Origin of the sequence: Nocardia sp. NPDC004604 (assembly GCF_040609795.1) — a bacterium.
In the GTDB taxonomy this organism is placed as follows: domain Bacteria; phylum Actinomycetota; class Actinomycetes; order Mycobacteriales; family Mycobacteriaceae; genus Nocardia.
Genome location: NZ_JBEXLC010000174.1, coordinates 1 through 18,176, shown reverse-complemented (window position 1 = coordinate 18,176; position 18,176 = coordinate 1). Strand labels below are relative to the sequence as shown.

Annotated in this window: 15 protein-coding genes and 1 pseudogene; 5 read left to right on the top strand and 11 right to left on the bottom strand. The window is 64.8% G+C overall.

Annotated features, from left to right (window positions below; all coding sequences use genetic code 11):
• Positions 1-49: 49 nt before the first annotated feature.
• Both mgtE and ABZW16_RS37920 read right to left on the bottom strand, forming a co-directional pair.
• On the bottom strand, positions 50-1,414 hold the full coding sequence (gene mgtE / locus ABZW16_RS37925) for a magnesium transporter (RefSeq protein WP_354960964.1): 1,365 nt from the start codon (positions 1,412-1,414) through the stop codon (positions 50-52).
• A 355-nt stretch (positions 1,415-1,769) separates the two neighbouring features.
• Positions 1,770-2,279, bottom strand: coding sequence for a hypothetical protein (locus ABZW16_RS37920; RefSeq protein WP_354960963.1), 510 nt, complete (start codon positions 2,277-2,279; stop codon positions 1,770-1,772).
• A gap of 161 nt (positions 2,280-2,440) precedes the next feature.
• Between ABZW16_RS37920 and ABZW16_RS37915 the strand changes: the two genes are divergently transcribed.
• Positions 2,441-3,433 carry an LLM class F420-dependent oxidoreductase gene (locus ABZW16_RS37915; RefSeq protein ID WP_354960962.1) on the top strand — a complete coding sequence of 331 codons (993 nt, stop codon included), beginning with the start codon at positions 2,441-2,443 and terminating at the stop codon, positions 3,431-3,433.
• Between the two features lie 103 nt (positions 3,434-3,536).
• On the opposite strand, the gene eccCb is transcribed toward ABZW16_RS37915, so the two are convergent.
• The 6 genes and pseudogenes from eccCb to ABZW16_RS37885 form a co-directional block, all read right to left on the bottom strand.
• The gene (eccCb, locus tag ABZW16_RS37910; protein WP_354960961.1) at positions 3,537-7,874 is read right to left on the bottom strand and encodes a type VII secretion protein EccCb; all 4,338 of its coding nucleotides are present in this window, start codon (positions 7,872-7,874) and stop codon (positions 3,537-3,539) included.
• Positions 7,867-8,238 carry a hypothetical protein gene (locus tag ABZW16_RS37905; protein WP_354960960.1) on the bottom strand — a complete coding sequence of 124 codons (372 nt, stop codon included), beginning with the start codon at positions 8,236-8,238 and terminating at the stop codon, positions 7,867-7,869. The genes eccCb and ABZW16_RS37905 overlap by 8 nt, the downstream gene beginning before the upstream one ends.
• Positions 8,239-8,361: 123 nt before the next feature.
• A pseudogene (gene nrdE, locus ABZW16_RS37900) lies at positions 8,362-10,467 on the bottom strand (class 1b ribonucleoside-diphosphate reductase subunit alpha); the annotation flags it as partial.
• Positions 10,468-10,505: 38 nt separating this feature from the next.
• A complete protein-coding gene (gene nrdI, locus ABZW16_RS37895; protein ID WP_354960959.1) occupies positions 10,506-10,967 on the bottom strand; it encodes a class Ib ribonucleoside-diphosphate reductase assembly flavoprotein NrdI in 462 nt (153 codons plus the stop codon).
• Positions 10,968-11,012: 45 nt separating this feature from the next.
• Positions 11,013-11,246: a redoxin NrdH gene (locus tag ABZW16_RS37890; RefSeq protein WP_040693941.1), complete on the bottom strand. Its 234-nt coding sequence runs from the start codon at positions 11,244-11,246 to the stop codon at positions 11,013-11,015.
• A 424-nt stretch (positions 11,247-11,670) separates the two neighbouring features.
• Positions 11,671-12,237, bottom strand: a complete 567-nt coding sequence (locus ABZW16_RS37885; protein WP_354960958.1) for an NAD(P)H-dependent oxidoreductase — start codon at positions 12,235-12,237, stop codon at positions 11,671-11,673.
• A gap of 128 nt (positions 12,238-12,365) precedes the next feature.
• Between ABZW16_RS37885 and ABZW16_RS37880 the strand changes: the two genes are divergently transcribed.
• Positions 12,366-12,992 (top strand): helix-turn-helix domain-containing protein, encoded by a 627-nt coding sequence (locus ABZW16_RS37880; protein ID WP_354960965.1) that lies wholly within the window; start codon positions 12,366-12,368, stop codon positions 12,990-12,992.
• A gap of 6 nt (positions 12,993-12,998) precedes the next feature.
• On the top strand, positions 12,999-13,823 hold the full coding sequence (gene nadE, locus ABZW16_RS37875) for an ammonia-dependent NAD(+) synthetase (protein ID WP_354960957.1): 825 nt from the start codon (positions 12,999-13,001) through the stop codon (positions 13,821-13,823).
• 18 nt (positions 13,824-13,841) lie between these two features.
• On the opposite strand, the gene ABZW16_RS37870 is transcribed toward nadE, so the two are convergent.
• From ABZW16_RS37870 to moaA, 3 genes are all read right to left on the bottom strand, one after another.
• The gene (locus tag ABZW16_RS37870; RefSeq protein WP_354960956.1) at positions 13,842-14,243 is read right to left on the bottom strand and encodes a DUF1003 domain-containing protein; all 402 of its coding nucleotides are present in this window, start codon (positions 14,241-14,243) and stop codon (positions 13,842-13,844) included.
• Positions 14,244-14,388: 145 nt separating this feature from the next.
• Positions 14,389-14,631: a MoaD/ThiS family protein gene (locus tag ABZW16_RS37865; protein ID WP_354960955.1), complete on the bottom strand. Its 243-nt coding sequence runs from the start codon at positions 14,629-14,631 to the stop codon at positions 14,389-14,391.
• Entirely contained in the window at positions 14,624-15,682 is a 1,059-nt protein-coding gene (gene moaA, locus ABZW16_RS37860; protein WP_354960954.1) for a GTP 3',8-cyclase MoaA, read from the bottom strand. The genes ABZW16_RS37865 and moaA overlap by 8 nt, the downstream gene beginning before the upstream one ends.
• A 140-nt stretch (positions 15,683-15,822) precedes the next feature.
• Between moaA and glp the strand changes: the two genes are divergently transcribed.
• Complete coding sequence (gene glp / locus ABZW16_RS37855; protein ID WP_354960953.1) at positions 15,823-17,088, top strand: gephyrin-like molybdotransferase Glp; 1,266 nt, start codon at positions 15,823-15,825, stop codon at positions 17,086-17,088.
• Positions 17,085-18,131: a bifunctional molybdenum cofactor biosynthesis protein MoaC/MoaB gene (moaCB, locus tag ABZW16_RS37850; RefSeq protein ID WP_354960952.1), complete on the top strand. Its 1,047-nt coding sequence runs from the start codon at positions 17,085-17,087 to the stop codon at positions 18,129-18,131. The genes glp and moaCB overlap by 4 nt, the downstream gene beginning before the upstream one ends.
• Positions 18,132-18,176: the final 45 nt, after the last annotated feature.

Here is an 18,176-nt window from a genome sequence, read left to right as displayed (position 1 = left end):
ATGAAATCCGGCTCGATCCCCGGATCGAGCCGGATTTCTCGTATTCGCCTCAGATGCCGAGGACGATCTTGGCGGTGGTGAAGTAGATGATCAGACCGGTTGCGTCCACCAGCGTGGTGACCATGGGGGCGGAAACAACGGCCGGGTCGATGCGGAAGCGCTTGGCCAGCAGGGGCATGGTGCCGCCGATGGTGGCGGCCCAGCCGCAGATGATGACCAGGGTGATGCCGACGACCAGGGCGGTGCCCGGGTCGACGAACAGTGCGCCGATGGCGACGCCCGCGGTGGCCAGCATGGTGCCGAGCACCAGACCGACCCGGCATTCGCGCCAGATCACCTTGAACAGGTCCGAACCGCGTACCTCGCCGACGGCGAGTGCGCGCACGCAGGCGGTCGCCGCCTGGGCGCCCGCATTGCCACCCGCGCCGATGAGCAGCGGGATGAACAGTGCCAGATGCGCCGCCTGCTGCAGGGTGCTCTCGAAGAAATCGGTGACACTGACCGTCAAGGTGGCCGCGAACAGCAACAGCAGCAACCACAGCGCGCGGTAGCGGGCCAACTGGAAGACCTTGGCCGCCATGTAGTGGCCTTCCCACGGCGCGGAACCCGCCTGCTTGGCGACATCCTCGCTATCGGCGGCCTCGATGACCTCGACGGCGTCATCGATGGTGAGCAGCCCGACCAGCCGGTCCTCACTGTCGACGACCGGCAGGTTGATGACATTGGTCTCGCGCATCAGCCGCGCCGCTTGCTCCGCGGAATCGGTGGCTCGCACGAATGTGGGTTCGGTGACAACGAGATCGGACACCATCGTGTCCGGACGACTCAGTACCAGTTCGCGCAACTCGACAATGCCGGTGAGGCGGCGACCGGAGTCGACGACGGGCAGCGTGTACACCGTCTCGGCATTGATGCCCTTGATCCGCACCGTCTGCAGCGCGTCGGGCACGCTCAAATTACGCGGCAGCGCAACGACTTCCGGCGTCATAAAGAGCCCGACCGAGCCCTCCGGATAGCCGAGCAACGTCGCGGTCATCCGCCGTTCGCGCGCGCTCAGTCCGGCGAGCACCTTCTTGGCGACCTTGGCGGGCGCCTCGCGCAGCATCCTGGCCCGGTCGTCGGGGTCCATGCCCTCGACCAGCTCGCGGAAGCTCTGATCACGCAGACCCTCCAGAATCTGTTGCTGGTCAACGGGTTCGAGCTCCTCGAAGACGGCAAGCGCCAGATCCTTGTCGAGCAGACGGAAGGCAACGCCCGCTTGGACGGCGTCCATGCGTGCGAGTTCGTCCGCGATGACATGCGGCGAATGGTCGTCGAGCCAGTCGAGCGCGGCGTCGACACGGTGGGTATCCGCGATGTCCTGCAGAGATGCGGACAGCGTCGGACGTGCTTCGATGAGATCGGTCTGTGACATGGGAGGTCCTCAGCACACGGCGAGTAAGCGAGTGAATCGAAAAACGAAGTCACACCGCGGGCACCGACCCCATGACCGCTAACCCGAGAAGCTATGGCTCTCGGATGCTAACGACTGCACGAAGGGGCGGCGCCGCGCGGCCTTCGACTGGGAGGTTCGCTGCGCATGGCAACCCCACCTCCTAATCGCCGCCGCAGCACCGTCAGCACTGCAGATTTCTCGAATGCGCCACCCGAACGGGCTGGCCGCACAGCTTCCGCTTGAAGGATACATGCGATGGCGCTGGTGTTCACAGTCGAATCGGGTAAAGATCGACAACATCTCGTCCGGCTATGACCGTTGCCACTCCAGGGCCTCAGGGCGATAATGTCGCGCCGGCGGCGCTCTCGACATCGGGCCACGTCGGCGTGTGCTCGATCCACTCCGGCACCGGTTCGACCTGCACACCGAACAGATACAGATGCGGCACCAGATCGCGCAGCGCCAGATGCACCTCGAGGCGGTCGTCGATCATGTGCGTGATCCCCAATTCGGCGCAGTGGATCGCCTTGTCCGCCCGCTTGCGGCAGAACCGCACGCTCTCGCGCGGCACCCCGGTCCGCTGGTAGAACCCCTGATGATCGAGCCACTGCAGGGTGCGTTCCTGGACCCGGGGCCCACATTTGGAGATCACCCAGACCCGGCCGTCGAACCGCTCGACCAGCCGCGCCAACACCTCGAATGCGCCATCGGTCGGCGGCGTGGCCAGTGCCTGTTCGATACCCCCTGAGAGAAAGACCGTGTCCGCGCCCCCATTTGGCAGCGCGGCCCCCTGAATGACCCGACCGAAGTCCACCCCGAGTCGGGGTTGTCCATAACTATTCATCACTATTCCGATCCAGCTTGACCCGAATCGAGCTCACATGCCAGCGAATTGACGACCGAGTTGCGCGCATACGGCGTAGAACCCTTGTCCGGGCGACGCGGAACCGGGAACAGTGAACCGATTGCGACTAGGTTCGGTGCAAACACACGAAGGAGAGATCTGTGCGCTTCGGCATCTTCATTCCGCAGGGGTGGCGGCTCGATTTGGTCGGTATCGACCCGGCGGCGCAGTGGGGGGTGATGCGCGATCTCGCCCAACGCGTCGACGCGGGCGATACCTGGGAGTCGCTGTGGGTGTACGACCACTTCCACACGGTGCCGGTGCCGACCGAGGAGGCGACCCACGAGGCGTGGACGCTGATGGCGGCATTCGCGGCCAGCACATCCCGCATTCGGCTCGGGCAGATGTGTACCGCGATCAGCTACCGCAATCCGGTGTATCTCGCCAAGGTTGCCGCGACGACGGATCTGATATCGGGCGGCCGGGTCGAGATGGGCATCGGCGGTGGCTGGTACGAACACGAGTGGCGCGCTTACGGTTACGGTTTTCCGTCGGCGGGTGAGCGGCTCGGGCGGCTCGACGAGGGTGTGCAGATCTTCCGCCAGTCCTGGACCGACGGTAAGGTCACGCTGGACGGTAAGCACTACCAGGTCGACGGTGCCATCGTGCGGCCACTTCCATTGCAGGACGGTGGGATTCCGCTGTGGATCGCCGGTGGCGGTGAGAAGAAGACGCTGCGCATCGCGGCGAAGTACGCCCGCTACACCAACTTCAGTGGCGCACCGGAGGAATTCGCGCACAAGTCCGACATTCTGCGCGCGCACTGCGCCGATGTCGGCACCGATTTCGAGGCCATCGTGCGCTCCTCGAACTTCAACGCGGTCATCGCATCCACCGAAGCCGAAGTCGAAGAACGCCTTTCGGCACTCCAGGCGCGGTTGGCAACCGTAGTCGATGACAACCAGGCCAAGTCCTATGTCGACGGCATGTTCCGCACCTCCCCCGCCGTCGGCACCCCGGAACAGATCGTCGAGCGACTGTCCGCGGTCCGCGATCTCGGCCTGTCCTACGCCATCTTCAACTTCCCCGAAGCCGCCTATGACACCTTCGGCATCGAACTCTTCGAACGCGAAGTGGCCCCCGCCCTCCGCTGACCCCCCGCCGCGGCGGGCGCCCCCGCGGCGCCCGCCGCTTTCGGTATGCACCGCTGGCACACTCGGGCTGCTTCCCCAGTGATAGCCACGCGGCACGCGGTTGTCACTGCGGCGGCATATCGCAGATCTGGACCAATTCCGTAGCGCGCGAACGTGTCACGAAAACCCCGCGGCCGGGCGGCAATGGCGATGGGCGCACATCACCGATGAGCGCACCCTCCTCCCGTGAGCCGCTCATGACCAATCCTTCGGAACCCAGCTCGCGCAACCTGTTGATCACCGGATCGTAGATGGCACGTCCGGCGCCACCGGTGCGCCGGGCCAGGATCAAATGGAACCCGAGATCTCTTGCCTGCGCGAGATAGTCGACCAGCGGCAGCAGTGGATTGCTCACACTGGTGCCCACCATGTCGTAATCATCGACGATGATGAACAGCTCCGGTCCACTCCACCAACTGCGCTCGCGCAGTTGCTGTGGTGTGACGTCCGGTCCCGGGGTGCGGCGAGACAGGTACGCGATAAGTTCGGTGACCATGTCCGTCGCGGTCTGCGAGTTGGTCGAGTACCCCGCGAGATGGGCCTTCCCGACCGTACCGAGCATCGTCCGCCGAAAGTCGATCAGCCCAATTCTCGCTTGCTCGGGCGCGGCGTTCTCGGTCAGCCCCGCGACAATATTCCGCAGCGTCGTCGTCTTGCCCGATTCGGAGTCGGCGAATACGAGAAAGTGCGGCTGGCTACGGAAGTCGAGAACCACCGGTTGCAGATCGGACTCGCGTACGCCGATGATCACGCGATCCCGACTCTGCTCGATCGACAACACATCGGCGGTCGCGAGCACCTCGGCGCGCGTGATGTGCGCGGGCAGCAGCCGAATCTCGGGGGCACGGCGACCGGGGTATTCCGCGGCGATCTGTGCTGCGGCAGCGCGGATACCGGCAGGCACCGAGTCGAAGTCACTATTCGAGTCCAGTCGCGGCAGCGCCATCATGATGTGCTGGACACCGGCGGCCCCGAGAATCAAGCCGCGCCCCGAGAGGTCGGGCACGAGGGCCGCGGCCTTCCTGCTGAGTTCGGACTCATTCGGATCATCGAGGCGCAGCTCGACTGGCATCCGGATCCGCTCCCGCACCGAAGGCCGGATATCGCGCCACTTGCCGGCCGCGAGAATCACATAGATACCGAACCGGAATCCCTGCGCAACAAGAGTATTCAGCTCATGATCCAGAGATTCGAACTGCCCGATCAATTCCCGCCAGCCGTCGACGACAAGGAACACATCACCGAGCCGATCACTCCACGAGTCATCCATCCGACGCAGTTCCGGCGGCAAGGAAACCTCCGCCGCCCAGCGACTGCGGAGTTCGTTGATCGATTCGACCTGTGCCGATGTGCAGATATCCGCGCGCTCACGCATCCGAGCCGCCAACTCGGCTACGGTGCGGCGGACCCGATCTGGATCCGACCTGTCTGCGATCGAACCTACATGCGGCAGCTCCGCGAGGTTCGTGAGTAATCCGCCATCGAAATCGAGGACATAGAACTGGGCCTGCTCGGGGGGTTGAGTCGCGGCGATCGCCAGCACTATGGTCGCCAACGCCCTGGACTTGCCGGACTTGCGGCCGCCGACCACCGCGACGTTCCCTTGATCCCCCACCGTGGGCATGGTCGTGAGCACATCTTGACGCTGCAAATAAGGATCATCGACGATGCCGACCGGTGCCGACGACCTCCCCTGGTGACTCCGGGTCGACAACAGCACGTCGATGGTTGTCGGCGAGGTCAATGGCGGCAGCCATATCGCACGTGCTGGTGGTGCAGCCCCGTGCAGTTGCGCAACCAACGCCTCGAGCAGGGTGCGCTGGACCATTGCGCCGGTTTCCTTGGCGAATTCGCCACGCTCGGGTCGCGACACGTACGCGGCTCGAATGCGAACCAACTCGGAGTGGTCATATTTCAAGTACGCATGTCCAGGCGTGCTCGGCAGGTGATACGCATCGGGCACGCCCAAGACCGCGCGCGACTCATTGGCCGAAAACGTCCGCAACGCGATCCGATAAGACATATGCGCCTCGAGCCCACCGAGCCGATATCCGTCGAGTCGGTGCGTTGCGAGTAACAGATGCAGCCCCAACGAACGACCGAGTCGTCCGATCATGACCAACGCATCCGCGAATCCTGGCCGCTGCGAAAGGAGTTCGGCGAACTCGTCCACGATGATGAACAACAGAGGCATGGGAGCGAGCTCAGCGCCCGCCGCACGGGCCGACTCGTATTCGCCGATGTTCACGAAATTCCCCAACGACTGCAGCAACTTCTGCCGCCACGCCACCTCACCCGCGATCGTCTCGACCAGACGATCGATCAGCGGAAGATCAGCCTCCAGATCGGGGACAATCGCCGAAACATGCGGCAGCCCAACGAATCTGTCGAATGCATCGCCGCCTTTGGCGGAGATCAGCAGGAAGTTGAGCGCGTCGGGCGGGTGGTTGAGCGCAAGGCCAGCGACAATATTTCTCAGCAATGTCGACTTACCCGAACCCGTGGCACCGACCACCAGACCGTGTGGACCCATACCGCCCTCTGCGGCCTGCTTCAGATCCAGGTCAACGGTTTCGCCGGTAGGCGTCACACCGATCGGAATACGCAGCCGCTCACGCGCGGCCCGCGGCCGCCATGCCACGGCGAGATCGACCCGGTCATTCGCATCCAGCCCGAACAGTTCAGCAAAGTCGACCTCACCCTCGAACGGCGAACGCCGCACTTGCGGACCTCGCGCGTCGGGCCACGCTCCGACGACTCGGCTCACCAATTCGCCGGCACCATCGGTCATCTCAACGACGCCCACCGAATCCTGTTGCAGCTCACGCAGATCCGGCATGGCGACGCGAAATGGTCGCTGTCCGTACAGCGCCCAGCCCGGCCCTTCCGGCAGCCGGGCGGCACGCTCGGGATTGAGTCGCGATTCCGCCGGGCGGTGCAGCCGCAGTTCGATATGTGCGGGCAGCAGATCGGCCAACCAGTCCGGTATTTCGGTCCAGTCGCGGGCCGTTGCGACCAGGTGCACACCGTACTCCGGACCCGCACTCGCCACCTGTTTGATCCTGCTGTCCAGTTCCGCGATGTGCTCGCGGAAGTCGCCCCACCGATCGATCAGGAGAAAGACATCGGCGACCGGGCCTTCGGTCAGCACGGGCCGGGCGGCACGCAAACTGGCGGGTGAGTCGATATTGTTGTCCCGGTATAGCTTTTTGCGCCTGCGGATTTCCGCGGTGACCTTCTCCAACAGCACCAGAACCTGCTCGGGTTCGTCATCGCTCGCGACCCCGGCAAGGTGCGGTAGCGCACTCATCGAACCCAAGCGGTTACTGGACTCCAGCACGTAGACCTGCACTTCGTCCGGGGTATGCGTGAGCGCAAGCGATCCGGCGAGCGTGCGCAGCAGCGTGCTCTTCCCGGCTCCGGCGCGGCCGATGACCAGCAGATTTCCATCGGCCCCCGCCAGATCCAGCCAGACCGTCTCCCCCTCCGCGCCGTCCGCGCGCCGCTCCTGACCGATCGGGACCTTCAGTCGGCCTGTCCCCCACCAGTTCTCGGCACGCAGACCCGCCACCGGATCGCGTTCGAGCCGACCGAGCAGATCGCCGAGTTGAACTCGATCGCCCGCCTCGAGGATGCTGGAGTACTTCCGCCGGACCCGTGCGATGTACACCTCGTCCTTGAATACCCCGTAGTGATTCGGAGTCTGCCTGCTCGTGCGGGCGCGCACATCGGCGCTGGCATAGGTCCACAGATCGTGCGCTCCGATGAGTCCGCTGCCGTTATCGGCCAGGCCCGTGCCGATGCCCTTCACCAGCGCCGAGGTGAAGACCGACAGCGGCGCGGACTGATCCGCGCTCGCCCGTCCATCCTCGGCGGTCTCGATCGCGCTCGACGCGGTCAGCACGCAGATACCATCTCCCGCAGCGAGTTCCCGACCGACATCATCGATATTCGGCGCGGACTTGACCACATCGGGACCGAGGAAGGCGCCGCTGTAGCAGCAGTCCAGCAGAATGATCTTCGCCGCCGCGGCCGAATCCCTGATCAATTCCCGGATGAACGTCGAGGACACCGCCGTACTGCTGATCAATTGCGGGTCGGTATTGCTGGTCGCCAGATACAGGTTCTGCCTGGTTCGCAGGCCGTGACCGGAGAAGTAGAAGAGGATGACATCCTCCGGCTCGGCGCCGCGGAACAGCCGCTCGATACTGCGTTCGATCTCGGCCTTGGACTCGTTGATCAATAGCTCGGTCGGCCGGAAGCCGCCGATCTCCGGGTCGCGCAGCAACTCTCGCAACTGATCGGCATCGGTGACCGGCGCGTAGAGTCGAGGCAGACCCTCGAAGTGGTAGGTGTCGTTGGCGACGAACAGCGCCAACCGGCGTCCGGTCGGACTACTCATCGTCGAGCAGATCGCGCAGCTGATCGACGATCTTGTCGACCTGCCCGTCGCTCGGCCGCGCGATGGTGACCTCCCGATCGCCATTCTTGACGGTGACCGAGGCGGCCCTGGTGCGGTCGAGGAATCTGATCACGATATCCCGTATCGCCCATGCCACGGTGCCGATCGCACCGCCGGAGGCGACCAGCTGGCCGATCTGCTCGAGCGACCCGGATTTCATGCCGTCGCCCGCGGCTGCCGTCGCACGTCGTACGACGAGGCCCCTGATCTCGCGCAGATCGGTCTGTAGCTCATCGACGAGTTCATCGAGCCACTCGGCATCTCGTCGCCCGCCGGAATTGATCACCAGCACAACATCGGTCATGATCTGTCGCCCCTCCTATCGACCCACGCTCACCGTAGTCCGATAACTCTAGCCAGGAGGTATGCGACCCAAAAGCCGAACGGGGCGGCCTCCCGATGGAGACCGCCCCGTTGGACGAAACAACTACAGCATGCAGCTCACGCAGCCCTCGACTTCGGTTCCCTCCAAAGCCATTTGGCGCAACCGGATGTAGTAGAGAGTCTTGATGCCCTTGCGCCAGGCGTAGATCTGGGCGCGGTTGAGGTCGCGGGTGGTCGCGGTGTCCTTGAAGAAGAGGGTCAGCGACAGGCCCTGGTCCACATGCTGGGTAGCGGCGGCGTAGGTGTCGATGATCTTCTCGTAGCCGATTTCGTAGGCGTCCTCGTAGAACTCGAGGTTGTCGTTGGTGAGGTAGGGGGCCGGGTAGTAGACGCGGCCGATCTTGCCTTCCTTGCGGATCTCGATCTTCGACGCCACCGGGTGGATGGAACTGGTGGAGTGGTTGATGTAGGAGATCGAGCCGGTCGGCGGGACGGCCTGCAGGTTCTGGTTGTAGATACCGTGCTCCATGACCGAGGCCTTGAGCTCGAGCCAGTCGGCCTGGGTCGGAATGTGTACGCCCGCATCGGCGAACAGCTGCGCGACCCGATCGGTCTTCGGCTCCCACACCTGGTCGGTGTACTTGTCGAAGTACTCGCCGGAAGCGTACTTGGATTCGGGGAAGCCGCCGAAGTAGGTGCCGCGCTCCTTCGCGATCAGGTTCGAGGCCCGAATCGCGTGATACACCACGGTATAGAAGTAGATATTGGTGAAGTCGATACCCTCTTCGGACCCGTAGCGCACCCGCTCACGGGCCAGGTACCCGTGCAGATTCATCTGGCCGAGACCGATCGCGTGGGATTCGTTATTGCCCTGTTCGATCGACGGCACCGAGTAGATGTGGGTCTGATCCGAGACCGCGGTCAGTGCCCGGATCGCGGTATCGATGGTCCGCGCGAAATCGGGTGAATCCATCGTCTTGGCAATGTTGAGCGATCCGAGGTTGCACGAAATGTCCTTACCCACCTTGGCATAGGTCAGATCGTCGTTGAACAGCGATGGCGTCGACACCTGCAGGATCTCCGAGCACAGATTCGAGTGGGTGATCTTGCCCGCGATCGGGTTGGCCCGGTTCACGGTGTCCTCGAACATGATGTACGGGTAGCCGGATTCGAACTGCAGCTCGGCGATGGTCTGGAAGAACTCGCGCGCCTTGATCTTCGACTTGCGGATCCGCTTGTCGTCGACCATCTCGTAGTACTTCTCGGTGACATTGATATCGGCGAACGGCACGCCGTAGATGCGCTCCACGTCGTACGGCGAGAAGAGGTACATATCCTCGTTCTTCTTCGCCAGCTCGAAGGTGATGTCCGGGATGACCACACCCAGCGAGAGCGTCTTGATGCGGATCTTCTCATCCGCGTTCTCCCGCTTGGTATCCAGGAACCGGTAGATATCCGGATGGTGCGCGTGCAGATACACCGCACCCGCACCCTGCCGCGCGCCGAGCTGGTTGGCGTAGGAGAACGAATCCTCGAGCAGCTTCATGATCGGGATGACACCCGAGCTCTGGTTCTCGATCTTCTTGATCGGGGCGCCATGCTCGCGAATATTGCTGAGTAGCAATGCGACACCGCCACCGCGCTTGGACAGCTGCAGGGCGGAGTTGATGGAGCGCCCGATGGACTCCATATTGTCCTCGATGCGCAGCAGGAAGCACGACACCGGTTCGCCGCGCTGCTTCTTGCCCGAGTTGAGGAAGGTCGGGGTGGCGGGTTGGAAACGGCCGTCGATGATTTCGTCGACCAATCGGCCCGCGAGCACCTCGTCACCCGCGGCCAGCGTCAGCGCGACCATGACCACGCGGTCCTCGAACCGCTCCAGGTAGCGCTTACCGTCGAAGGTCTTGAGCGTGTAGGAGGTGTAGTACTTGAACGCGCCGAGGAAGGTGGGGAACCGGAACCTCTTGGCGTAGGCCTGCTGGAACAGCGTCTTGATGAACCCGCGGCTGTACTGCTCGAGAACCTCTGGCTCGTAATAGTTCTCCTCGACCAGGTAGTCCAGCTTCTCCTCGAGATTGTGGAAGAAGACGGTGTTCTGGTTGACGTGCTGCAGGAAGTACTGGTGCGCCGCCTCGCGGTCCTTGTCGAACTGGATCTTGCCGTCGGCGCCGTACAGGTTCAGCATCGCGTTGAGGGCGTGATAGTCCATGACCTCGCCCGCATCGGCGGAACGGACCGGTGGCTGCTCTAAGCGAGCCGTTTTGCCGGTCGGTGCTGTCGTTGCTGTTGCCAAAACAATCCCAATCCCTCGCGGACGCGTTCGACGTCCTCAGCGGTTCCCATGAGTTCGAAGCGATACAGGTAAGGCACCCCACACTTTCGTGAGATCACCTCGCCCGCATAGCAATAGGTATCGCCGAAGTTCGTGTTTCCCGCCGCCACGACACCGCGCAGCAGTGCGCGGTTGTGCGGATCGTTGAGGAACTTGGCGACCTGTCGCGGCACGAAATCCTTATCGGATCTATGTCCCCCCAGGACGTGCCGACCGCCCCCGTAGGTGGGGACGATCAGCACGTAGGGTTCGTCTACGCGCAGTGAGTCAGCGGTGTGCAGTGGTATGCGAGTCGCCGGGAGCCCCAGCTTCTCGACGAAGCGATGCGTATTCTCCGAGGCGCTGGAGAAGTAGACCAGCGCCGTTCCTTCGGACATGGCCACCTCCCCTTCCCATCGGATGCACCGGAAAGCTGGAAGCGATCAGGCCGCCACGGTTGCGAGCGACTTGATGCGGTCGGGCCGGAAGCCGGACCAGTGATCCTCACCGGCGACGACGACCGGCGCCTGCAGGTAGCCCAGCGCCATGACGTAGTCACGCGCCTCATCGTTCTCGGAGATATCGATGACTTCGTAGTCCACCCCAGCCTTGTCGAGCGCCTTGTAGGTGGCATTGCATTGGACGCAAGCGGGCTTGGTGTACACGGTGATGGTCATTGAGTCCCTCTCTCCTATGCCTGATCCACAGCCTGTGATCCGTATGCTGATCGTTTCGAGCGACCTGCAAGCAGTCGCTAGCGATGCATGATCCGACCTACACTGCGCAAACTCTTGGATCGGTCCCGAAACCCCTGCTCAGCCACTCGCGGCCAAGGTCGATCTCATTCCGTCTTCCAGTACCGAAGACACTACACCTAGTGGCCGACAGATTCATCCAACACGACATGTTGCGAGTCACAAAGATGAAATTCCCAAGCGGTAAGTACCTGGACGCTCGATACGCAACCCGACACAACAGTGGTGCAGATCACAATTTCGCACCATAGCGCCCTCCCAGCAAACTTCTTTCGGCGAACGAAAAAGGGCCGCCCCCGGACTCCGTGAACGGAGCGGGGGCGGCCCTTCCATCGGGACCCGACACTCAGGCGGACACCAGCTTGCCGGTCGCCTCGACGAGCTCGTGGACAGTCGCACCGAGCTGGGTCAGCGCCTCGGCATCATCGCGCGGATGCGCCTGCGCGAACCGGTCACCGAATCCGGCGAAGTGCAGGTGCGCATCCTCGACCACGCGTGCGCCCGCGACGCCGAGCGCCTTGACCACATCGCCGTGCGCCCACTTGGCCGCGTTCTGGCTGATCGAACCGCTCACCACCGCGACCGGCCGATCCTTGAGCGCACCAACGCCATAGGGCCGCGAGGCCCAGTCGATGGCGTTCTTGAGTACGGCCGGAATGCTGCCGTTGTATTCGGGCGTGACCAGCAGCAGTCCGTCGGAGACAGCGACCGCATCGCGCAGCGCCTGCGCGGCGGCGGGCACCGAACCGGGCACGTCGAGATCCTCGTTGTAGAACGGGATATCGGCAAGGCCCTCGTAAATGGTGATCTCGACGCCCTCGGGCGCGGTCTGCACCGCGGCCTCGGCGAGCTGGCGGTTGATCGACGCGGCACGGAGGCTGCCCACCAGAGTGAGGATCCGGGTCTGACTCATGACAACTCCTGGTGTACTGGATGTGGTGTCCGAACTTCTGCCTACACTAACCGGACCATGGTCCGATTCCATTCCCGGAGAACCGCGAGAGGCCTGTGAGCTACAGCACATCCATGCCGGACGACATGATGCCCGAGCGTCCGCTGCTCGGCGTCGGTGCGCCCCTGCCCGTCAATACCGAACGCGCGGACGCGGCGCGCAACCGCCAGCTACTGCTGGACGCGGCGCAACAGCTGGTGCGTGAACAAGGCGTGGACAGCCTCACGATGGACGCGCTGGCCAAGCGGGCCGGTGTCGGCAAGGGCACCGTCTTCCGCCGGTTCGGGAGCAGGTCGGGACTGCTGCGCGCGCTCTTGGACCACGCCGAGCGAAAGTTCCAGGAAGAGTTCATGTTCGGACCGCCGCCGCTGGGGCCGGGCGCGGAGCCGGTGGATCGGCTGGTCGCCTTCGGCCGGGCCCGGCTACTCGATATCGAGGTCGCGGGCGAACTGCACCGCGCCGCGGAAATCGGCGAGGCGAACCAGCGCTATACCGGCCCGCCCTACGGCCTGCTCCGCGCACACGTGACGATGCTGCTGCGGGCGGCGCGGGTGGACGGCGATGTGGTGCTGATCGCCGATGGGCTGCTGGGGCTGCTCGGCGCCGCGCTGGTGATGCATCAGATGCATGTGCTCGGCTACGACCGGTGCCGGATCGGCGACAACTGGGAGGCCTTCGTTCGACGGGTTGTCATTCCGTCGCGCCCAGTAGAGTGAGGCGCCATGGGGAACCTGCGTGAACAGATCATCGCCGAGTTGGGCGTCCAGTCGAATATCGAACCGAAGGTCGAGGTGCGGCGGCGGATCGATTTCCTCAAGGACTATCTGAGCGCAAGTCCCGCCCGGGGTTTCGTCCTCGGCATCAGCGGCGGCCAGGACAGCGCGCTGACCGGCCGACTGTGCCAGCTCGCCGCCGCGGAACTGCGCGCCGACGGTGCCGATGCCACCTTCATTGCAATGCGACTGCCCTACGGTGTGCAGGCCGATGAGGCCGATGCCCGGATCGCGCTGCGGTTCATCCAGCCCGACCGGTCGGTGGTGGTGAATATCCGCCCCGGCGCCAATGCCGTTGCCGCCGAGGTGGCCTCGGCATTGCAGGTGGACAAGCTGCGCGATTTCGTGCGCGGCAATGTCAAGGCCCGTGAACGCATGGTGATCCAGTACGCCATCGCCGGCCAGGAGAATATGCTCGTCGTCGGCACCGACCATGCCGCGGAGGCGGTCACCGGCTTCTTCACCAAATTCGGTGACGGCGGCGTCGACATCACCCCGCTGACCGGACTCACCAAGCGCCAGGGCGCGGCCCTGCTGCAGGAACTCGGCGCACCGGCGAGCATCTGGTCGAAGGTCCCCACCGCCGACCTCGAGGACGACCGCCCGGCACTGCCCGACGAGGAGGCGCTCGGCCTGCGCTACACCGAAATCGATGACTACCTCGAGGGCAAGGACGTCACGCCCGAGGTCGCCACGAAGCTCGAGACGATCTTCCGCAACACCAGGCACAAGCGCACCGTCCCGGTCACCCCGCTCGATACCTGGTGGCGCTGAACCCGTTAGCGGCCGAGCCTATTTCTGATCCGCTTCCTCGATCAGTCTGCGATGCAGTTCCGTGGTCATCCGGTGAATGGCCTTCGTCAGCTCCAGATCGCTCTTGAGCTGTAACTCCTGTTCGGTGAAGTCGTGGTCGGCCTTGATCTGCTGGAACTGCGCCTGCCGGTTCTGGCCGATCATCACGAAGGTCGACAGGAAGATCGCTTCCAACGAGACGACCAGCGTGAGGGTCGGCCACGGACTGCGTTCCAACCACAGCATCCAGACCATGAACAGCACCGCATGGAGGTAGACGAACTGCATCGACCCGGCGAATCTGGTGATCTGATCGGCGAGCCGCAGCTGGAAGCTGGCACCCCGCATCTCCTGCTGTTTCCGCAGCGCGGGATGCAGCGATAGCTTCGGCGGCTTGATCATGGGGTCGGCCTTCTTCCGGGTGGAGCAACGAGATGCGTTGGCGCGCCGATGCTAGCGCGCCGACGTCAGTCTGATGGTGGTAGCGGGCTGTCTAGCCAGCTGCCGAATGACTACGTCGGCGGCGCGGAACCTGAGACCGAGAGGATCAGCCGCCTGCGAAGGGCGGGAGGACGTCGACGCGGGGGGTCAAGGCGACCGACGGGTCGCGGGTGAGTTCGTCACCGACCAGGTAGGCGCAGACGCGGAGCATCTTATCGAGGTCGGGGCCATACGAGGCGGCCAGTGTGCTGCGCAGATCGGCGACCGTGGCATCGGCCGGGAATTCGAGGATTTCCCGATCCTTGCCAACGGCGTCGGCGATCGCGGCGAAGTAGCGGATCTCAACCACCGATGGCTCCCATCGTGCGTTCCGGGGGGACGAAACCCTCGGCGTCGATACCGTGACCCGCCCACTTGTTCCACATGGCGCCGCGCCAGATGGTGGCGATCTCATCGTCGTCGGCGCCCGTGCGCAGTGCTCGGCGCACGTCGAATTCCTCATCGCTGAACAGACAGGACCGCAGCATGCCATCGGCGGTGAGCCGGGTCCGGTCGCAGGTATCGCAGAATTTGCGGGTCACCGTGGCGATGATGCCGACCGTCGCCGGACCGCCGTCGACGAGCCATTTCTCCGCCGGGGCCGACGGATCGGACCGGCCCGCCTCGGTGAGTGTGAAGCGGGTGCCGAGGACATCGAGCAATTCGGCCGCGGTCACCATATTGGCGCGCGCCCATTCGTGATCGGCGTCCAGCGGCATTTCCTCGATGAACCGCAGTTCGCAGTCTTCATCCAGACACCAACGCAGCAGATCCGGCGCACCGGCGAGGGTGTCGCGCATCAGCACCGCGTTGATCTTCATCGGCGCCAGCCCGGCATCCCGGGCCGCGCGGATGCCCTCGAGGACCGAATCGAGTCGATCGCGGCGGGTCAGGCGGGCGAAGCCGAGCCGATCCACGGTATCCAGTGAGACATTCACGCGGCTGAGCCCGGCGGCCGCGAGTGCGCGGGCCCGATGGGCGAGTCCGACACCATTGGTCGTCATGGCCAGTGGGATCTCGGGCACCCGCTGGTGGCAACCGGCGATGATCCGCTCGAGATCGCGGCGCATCAGCGGCTCGCCGCCGGTGAACCTGACCTCGCGCACCCCCAGCTCCCGCACGCCCAGCGCGACCAGTCGCACGATTTCCTCGACGGTCAGCAGTTCGTGCTGTGGGATTGCGGGCAGGCCCTCTTCGGGCATGCAGTAGGTGCAACGCAGTGAGCATTTTTCGGTAATCGATACGCGCAGATCGCGGGCGGTCCGCCCGAATCGATCCACCAGATATGGCGTATCGGGGCGTCCGTCGAGCGAGGGCACCCTGGACCGTACGGCGGGAATCCCCATCTCGACCAGCGTCACACGTCCATTATGACCGGTCCGTACGCCATGCCCATGGGCGGACCGCACCATCCTGGCCTCACAAACTCCGAGTTCAGCAGGTGAGCGTTCGTGCGAAACGACGAGAGAACTCGCTACCGATCGGCGATTAGGCTGGCCGCATGACCTCGCGCCCCACCACCTCCGGTGGCCACCGACCGAGCCGCGCCGCGGCCCGGTCCGCCGACGCGTACCGCGACACCATCGAAGCGCTGCTGCGACCACTGGCCACGCGGCCGGTCGAATCCGTCGCGGTACCCGCGGCGCTGGGCCGACGGCTGGCCGAGGACATCCACGCGCCGGTGGACCTGCCGGTATTCCGCAACTCCGCGATGGACGGATACGCGGTGCGCGCCGAATCGGTGGTGCTCACTCCGGTAACCCTGCCGCTGGCCGGTGTGGTCGCGGCGGGCGCCGCCGGGCAGACACCATTGCCGCCCGGCACCGCGATGAAGGTGATGACCGGTGCACCGATTCCGCCCGGCGCCGATTGTGTGGTGCCGGTCGAGGATGTGCACAGCGATGGCGCGACGGTGACCGTCGAGCGGGGCCGCACCGCAGGAGAATTCGTGCGCGAACCGGGCACCGATGTGCGCACCGGCGAATTGCTGGCGCGGGCGGGCACGACCCTTGCGCCGCGCCATATCGCCGCGCTCGCCGCGGTCGGGCTCGCGACGGTGCCGGTATTCCAGCCGATTCGCGCGGCGGTGATCACCACCGGTGACGAACTCGTCTCCGCCGGAACACCATTGCGCCCCGGCCAGATCTACAACTCCAACGGGATCGCTCTCGCGGCCGCGCTGACCGCGAACGGTGTCACCGTCGTCTCGGTCGAACACAGCACCGACGATCCTGCGAGATTTCGCGCATTGCTATCCGCCGCAACGGAATCCGCCGATATCGTCTTCACCTCCGGCGGGGTCTCCAAGGGCGACTTCGAGGTGGTCAAGGATGTGCTCGGGCCGATGGGCGGGGAATTCGGCTCGGTCGCGATGCAACCCGGTGGGCCGCAGGGTCTGACGGTCGTCGACGGTGTGCCGGTGCTGAGCTTTCCCGGAAATCCGGTGAGCACCATGGTGTCCTTCGAGGTGTTCGCCCGGCCGATATTGCGCCGCCTGGCCGGTCTGCCCGAGGTGGAGGTCTACCAGGTGCCACTGCGCAATGCGGTGCGCTCGCCCGAGGGACGACGTCAATTCCTGCGCGGACGGCTCGTCCACGATGACGACGCCGCGCCCGGCCTGCATCGGAATCCGGAAGCCGTCGAGGTCGTCTCCGGGCCGGGTTCACATCTCATCGCGGGCATGGCCTGGGCGGATGTGCTGATCGATGTGCCAGCGGCGGTCACCGCGCTGCCGGTCGGCGCGCCTGTGCGAGTGTGGTTGCTATGAGTGAGTTGTCCCATGTCGACCGGGAAGGTCGCGCCCGCATGGTCGATGTGAGCGCGAAGTCCGACACCACCCGGATCGCGGTCGCGGCCGGTGAGCTGCGGACCACCGCCGAGGTGATCGCGCTGGTGCGGGCCGACGATATGCCGAAGGCCGATGTGCTCGCCACCGCCCGGATCGCCGGTATCGCGGGTGCGAAGAAGACCTCCGAACTGATTCCGCTGTGCCATCAGCTGGCGCTGTCGTCGGTGAAGGTCGAATTCGGCTTTACCGACACCGCCATCACGATCCGGGCGAGGGCGAAGACCAAGGGCCCCACCGGCGTCGAGATGGAGGCGCTCACCGCGGTCGCGGTGGCGGGACTCACGCTGCACGATATGGTCAAGGCGGTCGACCCGGCCGCGACTCTCGACGGTATCCGACTGCTCACCAAAGAGGGTGGCAAACACGGACACTGGGAACGGCCCGAGGAACCGGCCCCAGCGACCCCCGGTTCGCTGCTCGACAATGAACCGGCCGCCACCGAAGCCGCGGAAGACGCTGCGGCGGTGGATATCTCGGAAGGCGAGCGCTCGGCGGTGGTGCTGGTCGCCTCCACCGGCGCCGCGGTCGGCACCCGCGTGGATACCACCGGCCCGGTACTCGCGCAATGGCTCGGCGGACTTGGCTTCTCGGTGCGAGGACCGCTGGTATACGCCGATGCCGAGATCGATATCGGCCTCGCCGACGCGCTGCGCTTCGCGCCGTCGCTGGTGATCAGCACCGGCGGCACCGGCGCCTCCCCCACCGATGCCACTCCCGAGGCAACACTCGCGGTGCTCGATCGCGAATTGCCCGGTGTCGCAGAAGCGATTCGGCAGCGCGGCACCGCGAAATTCCCACTGGCCGCGCTCAGTCGCGGCGTCGCCGGGCTGGTGGGCCGATCGGTGATCGTGAATCTGCCCGGCTCCCCCGGCGGGGTCAAAGACGGTATGGCGGTGCTGGAGCCGCTACTGGATCATCTGCTCGCGCAAGTAGCAGGAGGCGGCAACCATGACCACAAGTGAATTCGCGGCCGTATGCCTGGCGGGCGTCAGCGATCAGCCGCTGGA

What these genes read in the sequence shown, in the direction of transcription:
- ABZW16_RS37870 (WP_354960956.1), bottom strand. Translation starts at nt 14,243, where the DNA reads ATGATCAAGCCGCCGAAGCTATCGCTGCATCCCGCGCTGCGGAAACAG.
- mgtE (WP_354960964.1), bottom strand. Translation starts at nt 1,414, where the DNA reads ATGTCACAGACCGATCTCATCGAAGCACGTCCGACGCTGTCCGCATCT.
- nrdI (WP_354960959.1), bottom strand. Translation starts at nt 10,967, where the DNA reads ATGTCCGAAGGAACGGCGCTGGTCTACTTCTCCAGCGCCTCGGAGAAT.
- nadE (WP_354960957.1), top strand. Translation starts at nt 12,999, where the DNA reads ATGGGGAACCTGCGTGAACAGATCATCGCCGAGTTGGGCGTCCAGTCG.
- moaCB (WP_354960952.1), top strand. Translation starts at nt 17,085, where the DNA reads ATGAGTGAGTTGTCCCATGTCGACCGGGAAGGTCGCGCCCGCATGGTC.
- ABZW16_RS37885 (WP_354960958.1), bottom strand. Translation starts at nt 12,237, where the DNA reads ATGAGTCAGACCCGGATCCTCACTCTGGTGGGCAGCCTCCGTGCCGCG.
- ABZW16_RS37920 (WP_354960963.1), bottom strand. Translation starts at nt 2,279, where the DNA reads ATGAATAGTTATGGACAACCCCGACTCGGGGTGGACTTCGGTCGGGTC.
- ABZW16_RS37880 (WP_354960965.1), top strand. Translation starts at nt 12,366, where the DNA reads ATGCCCGAGCGTCCGCTGCTCGGCGTCGGTGCGCCCCTGCCCGTCAAT.
- ABZW16_RS37905 (WP_354960960.1), bottom strand. Translation starts at nt 8,238, where the DNA reads ATGACCGATGTTGTGCTGGTGATCAATTCCGGCGGGCGACGAGATGCC.
- glp (WP_354960953.1), top strand. Translation starts at nt 15,823, where the DNA reads ATGACCTCGCGCCCCACCACCTCCGGTGGCCACCGACCGAGCCGCGCC.
- ABZW16_RS37890 (WP_040693941.1), bottom strand. Translation starts at nt 11,246, where the DNA reads ATGACCATCACCGTGTACACCAAGCCCGCTTGCGTCCAATGCAATGCC.
- eccCb (WP_354960961.1), bottom strand. Translation starts at nt 7,874, where the DNA reads ATGAGTAGTCCGACCGGACGCCGGTTGGCGCTGTTCGTCGCCAACGAC.